A 20198-nucleotide genomic window follows, 5' to 3' on the forward strand; every position below is an offset into this window, starting at 1 on the left:
CGAAACAGAGTACGTCCCCGACCCCGACCGAATCATGGCCGTGTCGCTGGGCCCCCAACACCCAGGCGCAGGCCACTTCCGAATCAAGCTCTGGCTGGATGGCGACTATCTGGTCAGGTCCGAGCCCGACCCAGGATACGTCCACCGGGGAGAGGAGAAGATGGGCGAATACAGGAACTACATACAGAACATCCCGCACCTGGAGCGCCCGGTAATCCTCGACAGCTCCAACATCCTCCTACCATACTCCCTGGGCGTGGACGAGCTCATGAACAACAACGTCCCTGTGCGTGCGCAGTACCTACGGGTCATAATGTCCGAGGCCAACCGCATCATCTCCCACATGTACTTTCTCGGGATCATGGGGATCTTCGTCGGCCACTCGACCATGATCGAATGGGCGATGGGAGACCGGGACTTTTGGATCGACTTTGCGGAGCGCATCGGGGGTGCCAGGGTCACCTTCGCCTACATCATCCCCGGCGGGGTAAGGAACGACATGCCGTCCTTCGCGGTGGACAAGGGCCTCCAGACCTGCGACTGGTTCGACAAGCGTATGGACGAGTACGAGAAGATCTTCCTGAACAACCCCATCTTCAAGCAGCGCTCGGAGGGCATCGGGGTCCTCTCCCCCGCCGATGCGACCGCTCTCGGCGCGACGGGCACAGTCCTCAGGGCCTCGGGCATCAGGCACGACCTCCGCCGGGACGAACCGTACTGCGTCTACCCCGAGCTGGACTTTGAGATACCCACCCTCAAGTCAGGCGACTCTTGGGCCCGCGCCTACGTGGCTCTTCTCGAGATGCGCGAGTCGGTCAAGATAATCCGCCAGGCGCTCAAGAAGATCCCGCCGGGCCCGGTCCGCCTCAAGCTGGGCCCGCAGCCCCGCGTCCCGGCGGGAGAAGTGTACTCGCGCACCGAGGCAGCGCGCGGAGAGATGAGCTACCACCTCATCAGCGATGGGACCCCCAGGCCGTACAGGCTGAAGATTTCCACCCCGAGTCTCAAGAACCTGAGGGTGCTCCCGCACGTGCTGAAGAATGCGCACGTGGCGGACATACCTGTCATCTATTGGGGCCTCAATCTTTGGCCCGTCGAATTTGACCGATGAGGTTGGCAGGCTGTAAGGCCTAGTCTATGGCGCCTGAGGCAAGACCAATCAAGAGCAGCACAATCGAGATCTCTGACACGAGCAAGGCCTTTGTCCGCGTCAAGCCCACTCTGAAGAAGGCCCTCGTGCTTGGTCTGGAAACGTACAGCCCTATCAGCCCACCCGCCAGGAGCACCGGGGCTACGACCAGCTCCTTAGCCAACAAGTGTGGTGCCCGGTACAGTCCTTGGAAGGCCCAGTTCCAGAAGAACAGGCTTTCGAAGAAGACTACTACAGGGGTCAGGATGACAGCGAGAGCCAAGCCCCTGGCCGCGCCTCTCACTGTCCATCGGGCTATTACGAAAAACATCAGTCCAAACAGGACCGAGAGTGCGCCGAAGACGGGGAACAACACTGCGCCACCCGTACACGTCATGCACGGTGCGAAGAACAACAATGCCCACCAGAACAGATAGAGCCCTGAAATCACGTTGACTCCAGCGAGGACCTCAGCTGCCGTAGGCCGATGTAATCTAAGCGTTCGCAATGGAGCCGCGCCCGCCCACCTCGCCATGGAGGTCGGTCATGCTCAGCCTTAAATTCAAAGGCTCCAATGGAGAGACGTGCCGTCCTCCGACGAGGAGATGCTCGCCGAGCTCAAGAAGATCCGCGAGCTTCTGACTCCCGCGCCAGGTCCCGCAGCCGCAAAGGGCCTGTCAGCCGAGTTCAAGGCCTTCCTAGAACAGTACAAAGTCCTCGGGCTGGCCGTCGCCTTCATCCTGGGCATCTACCTGGGCAACCTGGTCAAGGCCCTGGTGACCGACCTGGTCCTCCCAATCGTGGCGCTCGCCCTCCCGCCTGGCACTGACATCAACACCTACATGGTCGGGCCCTTCGGAGTGGGGGACTTCGCCAACAACGTACTCACCTTCATCATCGTGGCCCTCGTGATCTTCATCATAGTGAAGATCGCCAAGAGATACAAGATCGGCTGAGCCCGGGCACTCTTCCCGCTCATGATAGTGTAAATCATTGAGCAGACAGTCAAAGGTTCTTGGTACGGGAGAGTATGTCCTTCTCCCCCTACATCATGTTGGATATCACGTTGAGCAGCAAGTTCGAGAAGGGATGGAAGGCTCAGGAGAAGGAGTCCTTCGGAAAGCAGGTCCGCGAGACAGTTCGCGGCCCGCAGCCGATGCGTCCCCAGATCCAGAAGGCCACCCAGCAACTCACTGGGGAGGTAAACCGACTGGACCAGGCGATGAACCGGCTCAAGCAGAGGGAGAACTCCATCTTCAAGAAGACGGTGACCGCCGTCCAGGCTCACGACCAAGAGTCCAGCAAGGCGTACTCCAACGAGCTCGCCGAAGTCCGCAAGATGCAGAAGATAGTCACGCAGTCCAAGATCGCCCTAGAGCAGATCACCACGAGGCTGCAGACTGTCACCGACATCGGGGACTTCGCGGCTACGATCGCCCCGGCCATCGGGGTGATCAAGAACGTCCGCGCGACTCTCGGCGAAGCGATGCCTGACGCGCAGGGTGCCCTCGGAGAGATCGGCGCCACGCTCAACTCGATCATGGTGGACGTCGGCCAGATAACTGGCATGAACTTCTACCAGGCCGAGAACAGCGAGGAAGCCAACAAGATCCTCTCGGAGGCAGCGGCCATCGCCGAGAAGAGGATGAGCGAATCTCTACCAGAGGTTCCCAACTCCACGAGCGAGTCCATCTTCACAAGCGAATAGACGAAAAGTCGAGGCTGTTCGGCCCAGGCCGGGCGGCCTTCTTTCTGTTTTCTCAGGCCTCAGACGAAGTGCTCCACAGGAGCTCGAGGAACTGCCCGAAGTGCTGCGCCACAGTGGGGCTGTCAATCCACCCGCACGCTGAGTAATCCGGGAGCGCTATCATCGCCGCCTTCTCGTCCACCAGTAGGTCCATCGCGACCAGGTTGCCGGTCCTCACCTCGGCCCCGGGTGGAAGGATCCCCGTGGCACCTTCGTCTCCGACGACCCTGACCTCGACCCCTCTCCCCATCGCCGCCTCGAGTAGCTGGAGCAGCTTCGCGTCCTCCAGCCCCATGGTCGGGGCGACCAGCACCACGCTCTTCCTGGCTCCCATCAGCAGCTCGTAGACCTTGCCCAGGACCTTCTCCCTCCCCCTCAGGGTGTAGACGAGCTCAGCCTCAGCGGCAGGCTCGGGGCTGTACACTTTCTCCAGGGCCTCGAAGGTCTCGTCCAGTTTGGCCCTGACGGCTGACCTCACCGTCGCCGGACGCCTCGCCCTGTACGTAATCGGCTTGCTAGTGACCATGTCCACCCAGCCCTTCTCCGCCAGCGCCTTGAGCGCCTCGTACGCGCTCGGGTAGGGGACCTTGGCCTCCCTCCCGACCCTCCTAGGGTCCGAGGGACCCATCGAGGCAAGGGTGACGTAGCACTTCGCCTCGTAACCTGTCAGGCCCATCGCCCGAAGGTCCTCGACCATCCCTCTCTTGTCCACGGTGACCGCACGGCAAAGCTCTTATATAGGATTTTAGTAGCGTTCCGCACTAATGATTTCCAAGCCCGACTACGACGTAATCATAGCCGGGGGAGGCATGGCGGGCCTGATCACAGCCGCCTCGATCGGCTACCACTCCAAGGGCAAGGCAAGCGTCCTCGTGATTGACAGGAACACGGAGGATGAGCCTGGAAAGAAGACAGTCAATGGCTGGACCTGCGGGGACGCGACCAGCAAGAGGTCGCTCGACTACCTGGCCGACCACATCGGGATCAAGTATGGCTCCCCCGAGCTCGAGCACCCGGTCAGCGGGGTCTATGTCTACTCCCCAGACAGGAAGTCCAAGGTCCTCTTCGAAGGCGAAGGTTACCTCTTCAACAGGAAGGTTGCCCCGCGCAGGCAGGTAGCGGACGCGAAGAAGTTCGGGACCCAGTTCATGTACGGCGCCACCGCCGAGCGCCTGCTCTCTGACGACGGCTGGGTCACGGGCGTGACAGGGCGGAAGGCGGACCGCTCCGCATTCAAGCTGACCGCGAAGGTAGTCGTAGACGCGACAGGCTCCTCCTCAGTCCTGAGGCGCTTCCTCCCGATTGAATCGAACATCGAGAAGGAGATCGACGGGGACGACGTGGTAGGGACCGGGCGGTACATCCTCGACTTCGACCCGGCGAAGCAGGACCCCGCATTCTTCGCGCCCGACTACTGCATCATCCACCTCGACCAGTTCTTGGCGCCCGCCGGTTACGCGTGGGTCTTCCCCAAGGGGAAGACCAAGGTGAACATCGGGCTCGGTATCTCGCAGTCCGGCCTCGCGCGCAGGAACAGGCGTTTCGGGCTCAACGACAACCTCCAGACCCTGATCGACCAGTACGTGGCCGAGAACCCGGTCATCAAGGGGGCCAGGCAGCCAGAGGGCGACTTGGACTCGGGCAACACGAAGGGGAACTGGCAGGTCCCCGTCAGGAGGCACAACGACTCCATGGTGGCCAACGGGCTCGCCCTCGTGGGCGACTCCGCCTGGATGCCGAGGCCCATAGACGCCGGAGGGATCAGCCCCTCGATCTACGGCGGGACCATACTCGGGAAAGTAGTCGCCGAGGCGATCGAGGCAGGGGACACCTCGGAGGGCTCGCTGTGGAAGTACAACGTGGAGTACATGAACACCCACGGATACCCGATGGCCTCCTTCGAAGTCCTCAGGAGGTACCTCCAGACGGTGACCAACGACCAGATCAACTATGGAATGAAGCACTTCCTGTCAGAGGAGGACGTCGCCTCGATCACTGAGAGGAAGCACCCTGAGTTCAACAGGGCCCGCTTCATGAACCCGGCGATGTGGTTCAGGGTCCTCGGGCAGTTCTCGCTCGCCAGGGGCCTCAGGTACACTGTGACCAAGAGCGCGGCCCTCGTGGAAATCAATCTCGCATACCCAGAGGGCCCGGCCGGCTTCGCCCAGTGGAAGGCAAGGCTTGGGGTCGAGCTCGCAGAGACGGTCGAGAAGTTCAAGCCCCTCGACCTCGCCAACTAGAAATAGTCCGGGGGGTCGGGCAGGGCCCGTGCCTGGAGACCAGCTGGACTCTCAGATCCTAGACTTTGTCAAGGAGGTCTCACCTTCGGGCGCCTACCTGATGGGGTTCAACGACTATGCGGGCAAGTTTTTCGTCCCGTCCGACGCCAACCTCGGCGCTGCGATCCGGAAGTGCAAGCGCCTGAGGTCCAAGGCGAAGACCGAGATTCAGAGAAAGGTCCTCGATTCCATTGAGACCAACCTCCGCTTCGACGAGCCCCAGCCCGTCCTTGACGAGATCGTGAGTGCAATCTTCGCGCACCTGGTAAAGGAGGGGATCAACGACGAGCACATGGCGCCGCTGCTCGACCTGCAGATGAAGGCCGTGGAAGTCTCAATGAAGCGCTACTCGAAGAAGAAAGTGACCGCCGCTGTCAAGGCGCTCGCCCTCTACAGGCTGGATGGGCTGCTTGACATACTCAACACGGTAAAGGGAGAGACCAAGAGCCCGCGCGTCCGCGCCGCGTGCGACGCTCTCAAGGCGAGGGTCTCTGATTATGTAGAGCTCTTCAAGCTCGAAGGCTTCGGGAAAGGAGAGTTCGCCAACGTCGAGAAGGTCTTCAGGAGGGAGGGCTTCGACCTCGGGAGGCAGAAGTTCTACCCTGACGCGCTGAAGAAGGGGTACGACTACCACGAGAGCCCGGAAGAGCTCGAGAAGAAGGCCATAGGATGGCTGGACGAGGAGCTCCCCAAGTTCAGGCGCGTCTCCGAGAGGCTCGCAAAGAAGTTCGGCTGCAGACCAGTCCCCGAGGAGGTTGAGGAGAGGATCAACGGGAGGATGAAGTTGGACCCGAAGAAGCTGGTGAGGACGACGCTCGACATGAGGAAGGTCGTCCAGCGCATGGTCAACGAGGACGTGACAGGGATCAACCCGAAGTACAACACGAAGGTCGTTGAGACCCCGTCGTATCTCACGGGGACGATCCCGACGGGCGCGGCGCAGTTCTTCGACACCTTCACGAAGCGCCCCTTCCAGTACTTCTTCCAGACGACGGACCCCAAGAGGGACCCCGACCGCTCGGTCGCGGCCCTGATCGACCTGCTGGTGCACGAGGAGTACGGGCACTGCGTCCACCACTCGAACAGCGCAGTCGGGTTCGTGGGCAAGGTCCCCCTGCTGCAGATGATGCCAGCCGTGCAGACCGGGGCACCGATAACCGAGGGCCTTTCTTTCAACAGGGAGATCGAGTTCTTCGAGGCGTCCAAGGCCCTAGAGACGAAGGAGCGCCTCACCCCGGCCGAGAAGGCGTACGCGAAGCTGATGGAGAGGTACGGGGGCCTCAAGCAGGTCAACCTCGAGTTCGAGTTCATGACCCGCAGGTGGAGGATCACGAGGTTCCTGAGGGTCGTGGGCGACGTCAGGGTCAACACCGGCAAGCAGGGCCTGCTCGAGTTCGTGGACTGGGCCCACAAGTACACGGGCCTCCCCCGGAGCAGCGTCTACTTCCAACTCTTCCCCGCGCACGAGGGCCTCTTCCCAGGGTACGCGACGTGCTATGCGGTGGTGGGCCAGGAGATCAGGGCGATGGAGAGGAAGATCAAAGACCAGAGGAAGAGGGTGAAGTTCTCCACTTACCTCTGCAGCATCGGGTTCCCGCCCCGGAGCATTTACAGGAAGATGCTCCAGGAATACGCGGCGAAGCTGAGGTAGGTTCGCATGGCTCTCTTCGACGGGAAGTCCGAGGCATTCCTCAGGGAAGCGCACTTCGCGAAGCTGGCGACGGTCATGAAGGATGGGTCGCCCCACGTGACCCCCATCTGGTACGCCTACGAGGCGGGGAAGCTGATGGTCAATACGACCACCGACCGCGTGAAGTACTACAACATCAAACGCGACCCGAGGGTCTGCATCCTCGTGGACAACGGCTATCAGTACCTGATGGTCTTCGGGAAGGCGAGGGTCGCGAAGGAGAGGGACGCCATGAAGGACATCGAGGCGCTCGCAGTAAGGTACAGAGGCGAGGAGGCCGGGAGGAAGTCGGCCAGGGACAGGTACTGGAAGATGGACCGCGTCTCCATCGAGATCGAGCCCGAGAGGGTCGTCTCCGGGCTCTAGGAACTACTTCATCGCTCTGAAGAAGAGGTCTGTCACGAAGCGTCGGTAGGTCTCACGGTCGGAGCGTTTCGAGAAGTGGATGTGTTGGAAGATCACCCTGTTGAGCATCCCGAGCAGGCAGTCAGCCGCGAGGCGCGGGTCAGCCTTCCTGAAGAGGCCCTCGTCGACGCATCTTCGGATCAAAGCCTCCGCCACCTCTCCTACCCTGTCGAGGTCCTCGCTCGCCCGGCGGGCGCTCGCCTTGTCGAGGCTCGCAGAGTCGCGGAGGTAGAAGCCGGCGTCGAAGGCCCTCTCTGGGAAGGAGGAGAGGTAGACGCCGATGAAGGAGTCGAGTCCCTTCCTTGGATCTTTCGCTTTCGATGTCGAGGAGAGCTCGGCGATGAAGTTGGCCATTGAGATCCTCTTCCTGGCCGCAGCCTCGAAGAGCCCCTTCTTGCTCCCGAAGTAATAGTAGATCGCTGGCGCCGTGGTCCCTGTCGCGCGGCAGATGTCTCTGATCGAGACGTTGGAGAAGCCCTTCTCCGCGAAGAGCTTCGAAGCAGACTCGAGGATCCTGTCAGAAGTCGCAGTGTGCTCTTGGGCCTGCACTCTTAGCCAGAAGGGCGACTTTTCGTATTTAACGATTGGCGGGGGTCCCGGGGAAGCGCATTTTCTCGATCAGTGACCTGAACTCTCCGTCGGACTTCAGCCAGTCGAACCGCGGCTCGACGTTGGACCACACCAGCCAGCTGGACCTCTCCTCGAAGGCTCCCTTCATCCACTTCAGGACCTCTTCCCGGTCATGGAAGCCGTTGTAGACTACAGCAATCCAGTACGAGGGCACATACTTCTCCTTGGACCGGTCCTCGAGCCTCCTCAGGATCGCCAGCGCCTCTTCTTTCCTCCCTGCCGAGGCAAGGCCGTGCCCGAGCATCGCGAGGGCGAGGGTGCTCTCCCCCGAGAGGCGGACGGCAGTCTGGAGCTCAGAAATCGCCTCCGGAAACATCCCCTTCTGCAGGTAAGGCCTCCCAAACCACAGGTGCGTCTGCATGAAGTCAGGGTCCAGCTCGGCTGCCCGGCCATACTGTTCGATGGCGCGGTCGTACTGCCTGGAGAGATACAGAACGTGCCCCACTCCCGTGCTGATGGCAAGGGAGAGGGGGTCCAGCTCTTGAGCCTTCGCGATTTCAGACAGGGCCTCGTCGAAGCGCCCCAGGGCCTTGAGGAGGTCTGCGAAGTAGTGGTGGGCGGGCGCGTAGCTCGGGTTCAACCTGATCGCCTGGCGAAAGGCTTCTTCGGCTCCCTGCCAATCCCAATCGTACTGGAACTTGACGAGCCCCAGTGAGGACTGGGCCTCGGCCAGGCCCGGGTCGAGCACGAGTGCCTTCGCTATCGCCTCGCGCGCCTTGGGGTACGCCTCCTTCGGAGGGACCAGCTCCAGGAGCGCCAGGGCAGCGTACGAGTCCGCGAGTCCGGTGTAGGCCTTCGCGTACCCAGGGTCGACGGCCAGCGCCCTTTCGAAGAATTCGACCGCCTTGTTCAGCGACTCGAGGGTCCTGCGGTTCCACATCTGCCTCCCCCTGAGGTAGTCGGTGTAGGCCTCCGGGTCGACCGGCCTGGCCTGGCCCTCCCCCGCCTGGGGTGAGACCTGGGCCCTAAGCGCAGAGGCGACCTTGCCGGCGATGTCCCCCTGGATGACCAGGACGTCTGCAAGCTCTCTGTCGTATTCCTCCGCCCACTTCGGCTCCTCGGTTGTCGCGTCCACGAGCTGGACGGAGACCCTGATCCTGTTCCCCGACTTCCTGACGCTGCCCTCGAGGATGCTCCCCACTCGGAGGTCCTTCCCAATCTCTCCGGCCGTCTTGTCGGAACCCTTGTACTTCATCACAGAGGTCCTCGCGATGACCCTCAGTCCCGGGGTCCTCGAGACAGCGGAGATCAGCTCCTCCGTCATGCCGTCCGCGAAGTACTCGTCAGTGTGGTCGGCGCCGAAGTTCGAGAATGGCAGGACCGCGACCCTGTCCTTGGAGGGTGCCTGGTCAGGGCGCGCGGAGGCGGGTGGGGCCATCCCGCGCTCGTAGACAGAGTAAACCTGGACCGGGGCCAGGACGTTCTTCAGGTCGGGGGTCCCCAGGGACTCGAAGGAATATTCGACCTTGTTGAAGACGCTCTCCTTCACCTGCGCGGTCACGCAGACCCCTCCCGGCGTAGCGAGGGACTCGATCCTCGATGCGACGTTGACTGCGTCCCCTATCAGGTCGGAGCCGTCGTGGACCACGTCGCCCAAGTGTATCCCGACCCTGGCCTGGAGCCTGTTTCCGACACCTCTGATGGCCCTCTGCATCTCCATGCCGCATCTGACCGCCTCCAAGGCGCTCGAGAACTCGACCAGGAAACCGTCCCCGGTCGTCTTGACCTCCCTCCCGTTGAACCTGAGGAACTCCTTCCGCATCAGCTCCCTCTGCGTCCTCAGCAGTTCTATCGCTCCGGCCTCGTCCTCCTGGCTCATCTTGGTGAAACCGACCGTGTCAGTGAACATTATCGCCGCCAGAGACCTCCGTGCCTCGGGCTTAGCGACCTCCGCGGAGGGCATGTGTGCCTCGATCGCGACCTCTCCCGTGTCTAGCAATCGGAGCCTTCTCCAGGCCGAATCGTGCGGCGCGCCTCTCATCGCCCTGACCCTCATCCACTGGGTCAGCCCTTCCGTCGAGTCTTCGGCCTTGAACTCGAAGATGCCGTCGCAGAACGACTCGAACTGCTTGTAGAACGAGTCAGAGAAGGCACCCCGGAGTACGGAGTGGAAGGCGGCCATCTCCTTTCTCCTAGCATAGGGGACGGTCTGGGTCCTGAAGTGAGAAACCACCTTTGCCTCGCCGTTGAACTGCACCAAGATCGAGGTGTCGTCGTCGACGTGGAAGCGGCGCTTGTCGACTTCTGGGACCTCCAAGGCAGCCCCCTCGATGTCTGACTTGGTCCACTCGTCCAGGTCGACGGTGAGCAGGTCCACCGGGAGGCGACCCGCACCTCCCATCTTCTCAGGCTGGCCGATCCCCGTTTGGACCGTGTAGCTGTCAACGATCCTGAAGGCGTCCTGCTCCTCGAGCGCGTTGGCGTCTATGCCGAGGTTCGCAAGGCCGGCCCTCACGTCGCGGGGGATGTGGGTGAACGTATGGTAGTCTGCCTTGGAGCCCTTCCTCAGCGCCTGGGCGCAGAGGGTAAGCGACGCTTCGAACCACAGAGAGTGAGGCTCGAACTCGACTAGATAGTTGGCCCCGTAGTTGAGCCCCTTGGGCAAAAGGTCTTCGAACAGGGGGAGGCTAATTCCCGGCAAGGCTGCCTAGCGTGGGGTCGGGATAATTTATCCGATTCTCTTTCAGACCGCTCGACTGACTAGTCGAAATCGCCGCCGCCGTCACCGCCCATCCCTCCGCCTCCCGGCGGACCGGACGGTGCCTTGGACTTCCCTGCTGCGATGACGTCGTCGATGCGAAGTATCATCGATGCGGCCTCAGTGGCCGACCTGATGACCTGGATCTTGACGGCCAGGGGCTCGAAAATCTGGCGCTGGTACATGTCCTTGACCTTCCCGTCGATCGCCTCTATCCCGAACCACTTTCCGTTCTCGGTCGCGTGCTTCGCCCGGAAGTCGACCTGAGCGTCGATGGGGTCCATGCCAGCGTTGAGGGCAAGCGCGATTGGGATTGACTCCAGGGCCTCTGCGAACTTCTGCGCGGCGAGCTGCTCCCTGCCTGAAAGCTTCTCGGCCCACTTCAGGACCTGGTAGGCGGCTTCGGCTTCTGCTGCGCCGCCGCCCGCGACCACCGCTGGCCGCTCGATGACGTCCTTTGTGACCATCAGCGCGTCGTGGAGCGACCTCTCGCCCTCGTCTACTATCCGCTGCGTCCCTCCCCTGATCAGAATCGTGACTGCCTTCGGGTTCTTGCAGCCCTCGACAAAGACCCATCTGTCCTCCTCGATCTTCCTCTCCTCGACGAGCGCCGCGTACCCGAGGTCGCTCTCTGAGAGGTCCTCGAAGTTGTTGACTATCCGTGCGCCGGTGGCCTTCGCGAGCTTCGTCATGTCGCTCTCCTTCGCGCGCCTGACTGCGAGAATTCCTGCCTTTGCGAGGTAGTGCTGCGCGATGTCGTCGATCCCCTTCTGGCACACCACGACCGTGCCGCCGACCTCGGACACCTTGTCCGCCATGTCTTTCAGCATCTTGGTCTCCTCGTCTAGGAACTTCTTCATCATCGACGGGTCGTTGATGTTCAGCTTCGCGTCGAACTCTGTCTTCTCGATCTCGAATGGGGCGCTGACGAGCGCGATCTTCGCCTTCTCGACCCGCTTGGGCATGCCGCTGTGTACAACCTCTTTGTCGAGGACTATCCCCTGGATCAGCTTGGTGTCCTTCAGCGAGCCTCCGGGCTTCTTCTCTACCTTGACGTTGTCGATGTCGACCTTGTATCCCTTTTCGGCTTTCTCGGCGACCGCCAGTACTGCGTCGACCACGAGCCCTCCGAGCTCCTCCGCCTCTCTTGAAACGAGCTTCGTCTGCATGCTGGTCCTGGCGACCTTGACGAGCCACTCCCTGCTGTTGGGCGAAATCTTCTCAGCAATTTCCTCCAGCGCCTCCATCGCCTTCTTCGAGGCCTTCGAGTAACCGTCTACTATCACTGTGGGGTGGACGTCCTTGTCGAGAAGCTCCTCGGCCTTCTCCAAAAGGGCTCCCGCGAGGACGACCGCGGAGGTAGTGCCGTCACCGACCTCGTTGTCGGTCGTCTTCGAAACTTCCACCAACATCTTGGCTGCGGGGTGCTGGACGTCGATTTCCTTCAGCATCGTTGCGCCGTCGTTTGTTATCGTAACGTCTCCCAGCGAGTCGACCAGCATCTTGTCCATTCCTCGCGGGCCTATGGATGTCTTCACGATCTCGGCGATTAGCTTTGCCGCTGCGATGTTGTTCTTCTGCGCTTCCCTGCCCCTGTTCTGGCTGGAACCTTCCTTTAGGATGAGGACCGGCTGGCCGGACGAGGTCATGGCTGGAATGGCTGTTGCGGACATTATCTCAGTGGGTATACAACCCGAAGTTGTGTATATAAATTTTCCAGTGGGAAAAAGGACTCTGCTTCCTCTGCGCAGGATTCAACTTACCGCTTCCTTTGGGGGGATAGGCCTTCTGAATGAACTGACGAAGATTGCGAAGGAGAAGACAGCGCATAGACCAAGAACGAGTGCCACTACCCCGAGTCCTTCTACGGGGAGACAGGATGATACTGGAAAAGTAGGATGAGGAGGGATGAGAGGGAACGGGGCACAGGTAGACAGGGCATAGGCTATCCATGTGAGATTGGAGAAGATGACCGCTCCAAGGCCAGACATTAGTTTGACGAACAACCGACTCAATTCGCGCCTTCCTCCCATTCAACGAGCGAGGCTTTCAGCAGTTCGAGCCCTCACTCGAGGAGTCCGCCAGGCCTTTCCTTGTCTATCTCGGCCGCCAATTTGAGGTCCCGTGATGTGACCCCTCCCTCCGAGTGGGTCTGAAGCGAAAGCGTCACGTTCGTGTACCTCACCGAAATGTCCGGATGGTGGTCCAGTCGCTCTGCGACTTTCGAGACTTGGCTGATGAAGGAGATTCCGTCCATGAACTTCTTGAATGAGAATCGCCTTACGATGAAGTCCCCCTCGAGCCGCCACCCGTCGAGAGAACTCAACCCCTTCTGGACTTCGTCTGTGGTCAGAATCCTAGGCAATGAGCCCGTTTCTCCTCAAGTTGCTATTTAGTTTAGTGAACCAACTAGCTCTTTTGACTCGCTTCGTTAACGCGTCCCAGCGCCAGTCACAACCGAACTTGCAAGGGTTGCAAGGAAGGAAGCTCTTGACCGCCTCCACCGGCTCCGTCACCCGGCTTATTGAGGCGCGCGCCGAGGTGGGAAAGAACACGAGCGACGCGACGGCCCAGCACCATATGCGAAAGCTCACCAAGCCAGGCTCGCTGGCGAGTGGGATGAAGAAGGCAGGCATAGCACTTATCGCGACGCCCGATCCGATTACAGGGATCATTGGAGTCCCCCTCCTGGCCTCCTCGTACGTGATGAAGAAACGCGAACCGACCACCCTCGGGAACCTGGCGGAGGAGACCAGACGAGTCCTTCGCGAGATGCAGTCCTTGAGGCTTTAAGTATCTGAATCAGCCGCAATTACAGCCCGATGGAACTGAAACCATCGAAGGGGCTCAAGGTGGTCGTGAACGCTCAGCGCGAAGCCATCTTCGGCGACGAGTCACTCTCCATCCAGGCCATCAAGATCAAGGACGGGAACAAGTTCGGCGAGATGACAGGGCAGACCCTTGCGGGATTCTGCGAGATAGACATGAAGGGTCTTGACGGGCGTAAGCACTGGTACCCCATCGGAGACCTAGTGGGGGAGCACGGGGAGACAATAGTCGAAGAGGAGATGCCGGTCGAGCTGGAAGAAGACGGAGAGGGATCAGAGTAGAATTGTCGGGAGCCTCCAAGGGCGAGCTCCTCTTCGTAGTAGACGTTTCGCGCTTCACCCGCGCTGGGTTCTCCAGCACGGCCACTTACAAGGGGAAGAGGCTTGACCTCCACTTCGACGACCAGGACGAGGGCATCTTCCTGACCAGCGAGATGGCCAAGAAGCTGGCCGTGCGCAAGGGTTCCAAAGTTTCGGTCCTGCTTCAGGACGACGTCAACGAGCAGGTCGTGGCCAAGGTCGCGGGCGTCGGGGCCTCCTTCAGGGTCTCGCTGGCGAAGGTCTACTACGCGATAGGCAAGGAAGGCGGCGCAGTGATGAAGGTCTCGAAAGCCTAGGAGAGCATCGCGTCCCCGTCACTTTCCGGCAGGTCGTACCACTTCGCCTTCTCGCCGATGGTGGCCCTCATCCTCCACGCGAGCGACTTTGGCCTATCCTCGACCATCGAAATCAGGCGCTCTACCCTCGGCCCGATGACCCCCTTGTCGTCCGGGGCCAGTGAATCCAGCCGCGAACGGAGCTCCAGTAGGCTCTTCCTGAACGTTGTGTAGATACCCCAGTCCCTCGAGCACAGGTCTGCGATCTCGTCCCCCCTGATCCCGCTCCCGCCCGATGCGACGTCGAAGTCATTGAACGCGCAACACAGGTCCAGGTACTCCTTGTCGGTCTTCTCGACGACCTGCAGCTTGGTCATGATCAGTTGTGTGATTGGTAGAGTGTAAGTCCCGGCCAATATGCTCTCCTTGAAGTTGAACTTATGACACATCACGAACTCGTCAAGGAAGAGGTCGACCCTCCGCCTGTTGTGGAGGTCGTAGTAGATGAGCCTCTGGCCCATGTTGAGCTTGTTGAAGACCTCCCTGGGCTTGTAACCAAGCGTTTCCATGGTTTTCACGATCCCCCTGGAGTCCTGCCTCTTTCCCATCAGGTCGATGTCCTTGTTCTCCCTGAAGTACCTTCCCTTGCTGGCGCTGGGGCAGAGCCTCTTGAAGGCGAGCCCGCCCAGGAGCCTGAGGCGGACACCTCGAGCCTCGGCGGCGTCTATGATCTGGGTGGCCGCCTCGAGTCCGTCCGCCGGGGGCGCCACCACTGTCTCCAAGGCTGACTTCGCGGGACTCTTCCGATTTTAACTTGCTCGTCTTAGGAAGGAGGCGGACGCAGGTTCCGCACTTTCACTTTCACCCAGAAGTGGCCAGAACCCTGCGGCGCGCTTCAAGGTTTAAAGTCGCACAAGGGTGAGCGGCGTCCCGTTGTCCGGACCCGAAGGAGGCTACGAATCCAGGACAGTGGCAGATGTGCAGGCTTCGACGCGGTTCCTCCTCGAGTCCTTCAAGGCAAAGATCGCCGCCCTCAAGGAGTGCGGGCCAGAGATACAGGGGATCCTCAGGTTCGGGGTCGACCCCTCGGCGGCGAGGACCACGGCGCAGAGATTCTTCGGGTCCGACTCTGTCAGATACATGGCAGTTGACGGGACCGAGGACGTCGACCAGCACCTTGACCTGATTGTCTTCTACGTCGGCGCGTTCGCCTACACCGGCGAGCTGAAGTTCGCTCCAGAAGGGGTCTTGGCCGGCGAGCCAATCCCAGAGGACGAGAGCCTCTCCGTGTCGGCCGCGATCCCGCTGTCAGAGGAAGACGCCGCCCAAGTCTTCGGCCAGAGGAGGGAGTCGGGGGTCGAAGTTGACCCCAGGCGCCTCCCCGGCTCGATAATGCACCTGGCCGAGTACTACCTCGCCTATCGTGCCATGACCGCCGCCGTAGGGGCTCGGGTCGTGCTCCTCGACAGAAGCCTGGCAGGCGACCTCGCGCACCTTGTCTGGAGCACCAAGGACCTGGTCTCTAGTCGACTGTGCATCTTGGAGGGAGTCAAGACGAAGTGGGGAACTGTGACCAACTTCGACCTCGAGCTTGTCCGACTGCTTCTTCCCGAAAAAAGCCTCCAAGCACCTTCCCCGCGGAGTCACCTGCTGAAACTCGCCGCAGTCCAGGTGTTGATGGGAGGGGAAGAGATGAGCGCCGAAGAGCTGGTCAGCCGCCTCGGGGCGAAGCCCGGGCGCGCCAAGGGCCTGGAAGAGGACCTCCGAAGATACGAAGAAGTGTACGGAGTCGCCCACGAGACGTCCGGCAGGTTCCTGCTTGAGCCTGGCGTCAAGGACCACTGGGAAAGAGTGCTAGAGGCGACCCTCACAGTATGCGAACACGTCTTCAGGCCTGAGGGAGGCCACCCTCTGAGGTTCAAGGGAGGCAGAAGCGAGGTCTGGGTGACCGCAGACGACCTAGACTACATGGTCCTGGTCCTCTGCAGCGCAGTCGCGAGGCTCGCCTGGGCGCGCAAGATCCTGCCCATCGGGCTCGTCAAGGACTCCAACGCCTTCGAGCTAATCAAGGCCGGCGTCCCGATCTTGGAGGCGGCGGGACTCTACAAGACCAAGCGCAAGTTCCCCAACTTCAACAGCGACAAGATGCTGCTCCAGACGAACAGCGTGGTCAACGCCGAGGAGGTCCCGACGCCCTGGCACACCGTCGAGATCGACGCCGCCTTCAGGACGATGGCCCCCGTCCCTGATGGCCCCGTCCCACCCGGCGCAGCGCGGGTCAACGGCGCGTACAGGAACTTGATCTATCCCGAACGCCTATTCGTAAAGTCCTACATCCAGCTCTGGGCGAGCGAGAAATCTCCAGAAGTGAGAAGCCACGTCTTCGCGTTCGACCGGCCAGCCTTCGCTGAATTCGACCACTGGGACGAGGTGCTGATCGTGAACAGGGACGGCCCGGTCGATGAAGAGATCCGGCCCATCCTTCACTTCAACCGGGGCTCTGAGATGACCAACATGGCGATGTCAATCCTGTTCGAGATGGGCCGGGAGGTCATACCCGAAGCCCTAGGGCACAACTACCCTCTCTTTCTCGCCGACAAGAAGGCGAAGACAGTCCTCGCCGAGGCCAAGAAGGCCTACCTTGGGGCAGTGGAGGTGGAGCTGGCGAAGTCGGACCTCGACCAGCAGGTGCTCTTTTCGCGGAGGTTCCGGGACTACCGGAGCATGGTCGAGGGCCAGAGGAAGGTGTAGGCATGGAGCCATTCGACGACATCGGCGGGGAGTTCAAGGCGAGCCTCAGGCAGATAGTCACGACGACGCGCCAGACCGTGGAGGGGAGTTCCACAGTGACATTCAGAACAGCACTGGTCGAGTGCGCCTATTCCCCGCGGGTCATCAAGGCGCTCGCCACTGGCCAACTCGTCGCGATTCCCAACGTCCAGGCGCTTGGGGGCAACGGCGCCTATTCGCTCTACGAGATAGCTGACGTCTACCCCATGCACTACTCGATGCTCACCCTCGACAGGTCGCAGCCCGCGGCTATCAGGAGGGAGTTCATGGACCTGATCCAGAAAGAGTGGGAGAAGGGCTCCAAGAGCACCTGGATCGAGGTCGTGGCCGCGCCCATAGGATACGTCATGAAGGTCGACGGGAAGGAGGCGAACTACGAAAGGCGCGCCCAGGCTCCCCTAACCGGAAGTCCCGTCAAGCTCCTCAGCAAGGAAGCGATCCAGAAGCTCGTCTGCTACATGCCCCCGAAGGGAGACGGCGACTATGTCTTCGGCGAGCTCCTCGGGTTCGCGGAGGACACGATCCCGTTCTCGGTCAACCTCGAGAGCCTCGTCCACTACATGGTCGGCGTCTTCGCCTTCACGGGCTCCGGGAAGAGCAACCTGACCGCGATGGTGGTCAGGAAGGCCCTCCGCGTCATGCCCGACCTCAAGGTGGTGATCTTCGACGTCTCCGCAGAGTACGGAGTCCACATCCTCGACGTCCTGAACGAAGTCCCAAGCAAGGTGATCTTCACCGACCCCTTCAAGGGGACGAAGGACCTACCCCTCGAGTACCTCAAGAGGCACGCGAGCCCGGAGTCCTTCACCGGGAAGGAGGCCGTTCTCGTCAAGAAGATCTCAGAGCTCTTCCGCGACGGCAAGGTCGAGTTCGTCCAGAGCAGCCTCGCCGGTGAAGAGGAAGTCGCCAGGTTCAGCACCTACGAAGGCCTCATCGAAGTGCTCTCGAATACTCTCAACGATAAATACGGGACGGTACAGCAGAAGATTCTCGTACCTCAGGTCGTCGAGACCATCAAGCAGTTCCTGAGGAAGAACGAACTCGAAGTCGAGACGAGGTTCGACTCCAGGACGAGGGACCTGATCGCCAAGATCCAGCCGCTCCTCGCGGACCTCGACAACCGCTCGTCGCTCAAGAAGACCTTCGACAGCCTCGGGACCGTCGTGGACGCTATGCCGGAGGCGGAAGAGGAGCCGGAGGGCTACACCTGGAACAAACTAGTGGACGATGTCCTCTCGGTGGAGAAGGGTTCACCCAGGGTCTTCGTCATCAACCTCCCCGAAGCGGAGGACGCGCGCCTCGAGACTGCGAACGTCATCACCCAGGTCTTCAGGAGGAGGAAGAGGAGCTTCACCCTGTCCCCGAGGGTCCTCTTCATCGTGGACGAGGCCCAGGAGTTCATCCCTCAGAACGCGCGGAAGGAGGACGGGACAGACCAGTCCAGCAGGGCCTTGGAGAGGCTATTGAGGCACGGGAGGAAGTACCACCTGAACTGCTGGATCAGCACTCAAAGGGTCGCCCACCTCAACACCAACGCCCTCCAGCAGCTGCACAGCTACTTCGTTTCGACGATGCCCAGGCCCTACGACAGGCAGCTGATCTCCGACACCTTCGCCATCGACGACGCCTTCATGGACAGGACGCTTGCCTTCCAGAACGGGGACTGGCTCCTTACCAGTTTCAAAGCGACGGCCACCCAGAACATCCCCGTCTTCTTCCACGCCCAGAACAACGAAGACGTGCTCGACGAGTACCTCGGCGAAAAGAAGGAACCTCAGTAGACGACAGCCAGGACTAAGGCCGCGACGATGAGGGCTCCGCCGGCAAAGTCTCTCGGGGAGGGCGACTCCTTCCCCATCACCTTGGAGAGGGCCTGGGTCAGCGCAGGAGAGAGGCTTGTCAGGATCACGGTCAGGGCTACTCCAAGTGCCGCGATCGAGTAGACGAAGATCAACGAGCCCACCACCAGGTCGCTGATGATTATCAGGCCCATCAAGCCAATTTCACGGGGAACAAGGCCCCTCGGCCACTTGCGGGCCCTCCCAGTCGCAATCACTGCGAGAGCCAGCGCGGCAGCGGCTGCCGCGTTCCTGCTGAAAGCCACCACGACCGGGTCCCCGCCCGATGTGGTCGCAACGCGCACCAGGTCCTGTCCGGCCGTCCATGCGAGCGCTGCCCCCAGGGCGAAGGCGATGCCCTTGGCCCTCGGCTTGCCCTCCCCTCCCCTCGAGAGGAAAAAGACGCCCACTATCACCATGCCCGCTGCCAAGAAGTTGGAACCAGGGACTGCCTCCCCGACGAGGCCTGCGGTGAGCTGGACCAGGAGGACGTACGTGTAGACGACGGGAGCCGCGACCGAGGCCCCCGTCTCCCGAATCGAGAGCAGGAAGAGGCTGTCCCCGCAGCCCAGAGTGATTACCCCCCCGAGGAGAGCCGGGAGAAGGCCCGGTCCGAACCCGACCAGAAGTGCGGGTACGAACAGAACGGCGGCTGCGGTCGAGGTTCGGACGAGGTTCAGGTTAAGGAAGCCGAACTTCTCGAGGAAGGTCCGATAATAGATCGGGCTGAAGGCCCAGATGACCGCAGCCACAAGCGCGTAGACAGGGCTGAACAAGCGACTCGGGCCTTCTCTATTCAGGGCGCAAGGTTCCAGACCTCACACGGCGGCAGTCCTATCGCGCTCCTTTGCGCTGGTGCTCGGTCCTCATGCAACTGTCCATCACATAGTCTATCCCGGCTACTGAGAGGATTCCCTTTGCTTCTTCGTTCTCGAGCCCGAGCTGGCCCCAGAATACGAGGGGCTTACCGGCCCTGGCTTTCATCGCGACGACCTGCCTCGCAACCTCGGGGAACTCCTCTGACGGCCTGAAGACGTCCACAACTTCTACGGTTCGCGCGACTTCTTCGGGGATGTCCTTGAGCGAAGGGTACACCCTGACCCCGTGGATGGCGTCCGCGGTCGGATTGATGGGAATGACCGTGAAACCGTGGGCCAGAAGGTATTCCGGAACGGTGTAGGCGTCCTTCTCCGGGTTCTTGGAGGCTCCGACCACGGCGACGACGCGGGGCTTTCCGATTATCTCCTGAGGGTCCACCGTGGACTTCACTGTTCAGGAGCGGGAGACCCACGTTATTATCGCTTGCAAGTACCTTCGGAAGAGCCCGGGCCATCCGTGGCGAAACGCTCTATAACCTCCGCCCCGGCGAGCACAGCGAGATGTTCCCGCATCTTGCCACCAACGTCCCGCCCGCGACTGCCGACGTCCTCTCCTGGACGATGCTAGTGGTAGTAGCAGTCTTCCTCCTGTCTGGACCCTCGATCGTCTACTACTACTGGAAGCGGCTCAAGAAGGAAGGCGCCAGATCCCAACCCGCCCAAGCCTAGCACTCCTCATCCGGCAAAGCC

Annotated in this window: 21 protein-coding genes; 12 read left to right on the forward strand and 9 right to left on the reverse strand. The window is 61.1% G+C overall.

The genetic code is table 11. The annotated features are described in order from the left end of the window. Positions 1 to 34: 34 nt before the first annotated feature. Entirely contained in the window at positions 35 to 1111 is a 1077-nt protein-coding gene (locus HY247_07815; protein ID QQG49593.1) for an NADH-quinone oxidoreductase subunit D, read from the forward strand. 19 nt (positions 1112 to 1130) lie between these two features. Here HY247_07815 and HY247_07820 read toward each other — a convergent pair whose 3' ends face one another. Beyond that, positions 1131 to 1664 carry a hypothetical protein gene (locus tag HY247_07820; GenBank protein ID QQG48630.1) on the reverse strand — a complete coding sequence of 178 codons (534 nt, stop codon included), beginning with the start codon at positions 1662 to 1664 and terminating at the stop codon, positions 1131 to 1133. Between the two features lie 70 nt (positions 1665 to 1734). On the opposite strand from HY247_07820, the gene HY247_07825 reads away from it, so the two are divergent. Continuing rightward, a complete protein-coding gene (locus HY247_07825; protein ID QQG49594.1) occupies positions 1735 to 2085 on the forward strand; it encodes an MscL family protein in 351 nt (116 codons plus the stop codon). A gap of 59 nt (positions 2086 to 2144) precedes the next feature. Then, positions 2145 to 2837, forward strand: a complete 693-nt coding sequence (locus tag HY247_07830) for a hypothetical protein (GenBank protein QQG48631.1) — start codon at positions 2145 to 2147, stop codon at positions 2835 to 2837. 52 nt (positions 2838 to 2889) lie between these two features. On the opposite strand, the gene HY247_07835 is transcribed toward HY247_07830, so the two are convergent. Continuing rightward, positions 2890 to 3588 (reverse strand): hypothetical protein, encoded by a 699-nt coding sequence (locus HY247_07835; protein QQG48632.1) that lies wholly within the window; start codon positions 3586 to 3588, stop codon positions 2890 to 2892. A 52-nt stretch (positions 3589 to 3640) separates the two neighbouring features. On the opposite strand from HY247_07835, the gene HY247_07840 reads away from it, so the two are divergent. From HY247_07840 to HY247_07850, 3 genes are read left to right on the forward strand one after another with little or no spacing between them, the layout of a single operon-like run. Then, the gene (locus HY247_07840) at positions 3641 to 5116 is read left to right on the forward strand and encodes an NAD(P)/FAD-dependent oxidoreductase (GenBank protein QQG48633.1); all 1476 of its coding nucleotides are present in this window, start codon (positions 3641 to 3643) and stop codon (positions 5114 to 5116) included. 28 nt (positions 5117 to 5144) lie between these two features. After that, complete coding sequence (locus HY247_07845; protein ID QQG48634.1) at positions 5145 to 6806, forward strand: hypothetical protein; 1662 nt, start codon at positions 5145 to 5147, stop codon at positions 6804 to 6806. 6 nt (positions 6807 to 6812) lie between these two features. Continuing rightward, positions 6813 to 7211, forward strand: a complete 399-nt coding sequence (locus HY247_07850; protein QQG48635.1) for a PPOX class F420-dependent oxidoreductase — start codon at positions 6813 to 6815, stop codon at positions 7209 to 7211. Positions 7212 to 7214: 3 nt separating this feature from the next. On the opposite strand, the gene HY247_07855 is transcribed toward HY247_07850, so the two are convergent. The 4 genes from HY247_07855 to HY247_07870 all read right to left on the reverse strand — a co-directional run bounded on the left by HY247_07855 (position 7215) and on the right by HY247_07870 (position 12943). After that, the gene (locus tag HY247_07855; GenBank protein ID QQG48636.1) at positions 7215 to 7799 is read right to left on the reverse strand and encodes a TetR/AcrR family transcriptional regulator; all 585 of its coding nucleotides are present in this window, start codon (positions 7797 to 7799) and stop codon (positions 7215 to 7217) included. Positions 7800 to 7827: 28 nt separating this feature from the next. Next, positions 7828 to 10521, reverse strand: coding sequence for a tetratricopeptide repeat protein (locus HY247_07860; protein QQG48637.1), 2694 nt, complete (start codon positions 10519 to 10521; stop codon positions 7828 to 7830). A 59-nt stretch (positions 10522 to 10580) separates the two neighbouring features. Beyond that, entirely contained in the window at positions 10581 to 12227 is a 1647-nt protein-coding gene (locus HY247_07865; protein ID QQG49595.1) for a TCP-1/cpn60 chaperonin family protein, read from the reverse strand. Between the two features lie 416 nt (positions 12228 to 12643). Further along, positions 12644 to 12943 carry a 4a-hydroxytetrahydrobiopterin dehydratase gene (locus HY247_07870; protein ID QQG48638.1) on the reverse strand — a complete coding sequence of 100 codons (300 nt, stop codon included), beginning with the start codon at positions 12941 to 12943 and terminating at the stop codon, positions 12644 to 12646. 107 nt (positions 12944 to 13050) lie between these two features. Between HY247_07870 and HY247_07875 the strand changes: the two genes are divergently transcribed. Genes HY247_07875 through HY247_07885 form a run of 3 tightly spaced genes read left to right on the forward strand, consistent with a single transcriptional unit; the run spans position 13051 to position 14023 of the window. Next, positions 13051 to 13371, forward strand: a complete 321-nt coding sequence (locus HY247_07875) for a hypothetical protein (GenBank protein QQG48639.1) — start codon at positions 13051 to 13053, stop codon at positions 13369 to 13371. Positions 13372 to 13400: 29 nt separating this feature from the next. Beyond that, entirely contained in the window at positions 13401 to 13688 is a 288-nt protein-coding gene (locus tag HY247_07880; protein QQG48640.1) for a hypothetical protein, read from the forward strand. 2 nt (positions 13689 to 13690) lie between these two features. Then, a complete protein-coding gene (locus tag HY247_07885) occupies positions 13691 to 14023 on the forward strand; it encodes a hypothetical protein (GenBank protein ID QQG48641.1) in 333 nt (110 codons plus the stop codon). On the opposite strand, the gene HY247_07890 is transcribed toward HY247_07885, so the two are convergent. Next, complete coding sequence (locus HY247_07890) at positions 14020 to 14784, reverse strand: nucleotidyltransferase family protein (protein ID QQG48642.1); 765 nt, start codon at positions 14782 to 14784, stop codon at positions 14020 to 14022. The genes HY247_07885 and HY247_07890 overlap by 4 nt on opposite strands. Positions 14785 to 14935: 151 nt before the next feature. On the opposite strand from HY247_07890, the gene HY247_07895 reads away from it, so the two are divergent. Together HY247_07895 and HY247_07900 are read left to right on the forward strand one after the other, a co-directional pair. Further along, on the forward strand, positions 14936 to 16753 hold the full coding sequence (locus HY247_07895; protein QQG48643.1) for a hypothetical protein: 1818 nt from the start codon (positions 14936 to 14938) through the stop codon (positions 16751 to 16753). Positions 16754 to 16755: 2 nt separating this feature from the next. Continuing rightward, the gene (locus HY247_07900; GenBank protein QQG48644.1) at positions 16756 to 18573 is read left to right on the forward strand and encodes an ATP-binding protein; all 1818 of its coding nucleotides are present in this window, start codon (positions 16756 to 16758) and stop codon (positions 18571 to 18573) included. Here the strand turns inward: HY247_07900 and HY247_07905 are convergent. Both HY247_07905 and HY247_07910 read right to left on the reverse strand, forming a co-directional pair. Beyond that, complete coding sequence (locus tag HY247_07905; protein QQG48645.1) at positions 18567 to 19406, reverse strand: DMT family transporter; 840 nt, start codon at positions 19404 to 19406, stop codon at positions 18567 to 18569. The genes HY247_07900 and HY247_07905 overlap by 7 nt on opposite strands. Positions 19407 to 19464: 58 nt before the next feature. After that, on the reverse strand, positions 19465 to 19899 hold the full coding sequence (locus tag HY247_07910) for a CoA-binding protein (GenBank protein ID QQG48646.1): 435 nt from the start codon (positions 19897 to 19899) through the stop codon (positions 19465 to 19467). Between the two features lie 110 nt (positions 19900 to 20009). On the opposite strand from HY247_07910, the gene HY247_07915 reads away from it, so the two are divergent. Then, complete coding sequence (locus HY247_07915) at positions 20010 to 20177, forward strand: hypothetical protein (protein ID QQG48647.1); 168 nt, start codon at positions 20010 to 20012, stop codon at positions 20175 to 20177. Positions 20178 to 20198: the final 21 nt, after the last annotated feature.

The organism is archaeon, from assembly GCA_016432545.1.
Classification (GTDB): Archaea; Thermoproteota; Nitrososphaeria; order Nitrososphaerales; family Gagatemarchaeaceae; genus UBA183.

Excerpts from the sequence above, each read along its gene's own strand:
- HY247_07815 (QQG49593.1), top strand. The coding sequence starts at position 35 with ATGGCCGTGTCGCTGGGCCCCCAACACCCAGGCGCAGGCCACTTCCGA.
- HY247_07820 (QQG48630.1), bottom strand. The coding sequence starts at position 1,664 with ATGGCGAGGTGGGCGGGCGCGGCTCCATTGCGAACGCTTAGATTACAT.
- HY247_07825 (QQG49594.1), top strand. The coding sequence starts at position 1,735 with ATGCTCGCCGAGCTCAAGAAGATCCGCGAGCTTCTGACTCCCGCGCCA.
- HY247_07840 (QQG48633.1), top strand. The coding sequence starts at position 3,641 with ATGATTTCCAAGCCCGACTACGACGTAATCATAGCCGGGGGAGGCATG.
- HY247_07850 (QQG48635.1), top strand. The coding sequence starts at position 6,813 with ATGGCTCTCTTCGACGGGAAGTCCGAGGCATTCCTCAGGGAAGCGCAC.
- HY247_07865 (QQG49595.1), bottom strand. The coding sequence starts at position 12,227 with ATGACCTCGTCCGGCCAGCCGGTCCTCATCCTAAAGGAAGGTTCCAGC.
- HY247_07880 (QQG48640.1), top strand. The coding sequence starts at position 13,401 with ATGGAACTGAAACCATCGAAGGGGCTCAAGGTGGTCGTGAACGCTCAG.
- HY247_07900 (QQG48644.1), top strand. The coding sequence starts at position 16,756 with ATGGAGCCATTCGACGACATCGGCGGGGAGTTCAAGGCGAGCCTCAGG.
- HY247_07915 (QQG48647.1), top strand. The coding sequence starts at position 20,010 with ATGTTCCCGCATCTTGCCACCAACGTCCCGCCCGCGACTGCCGACGTC.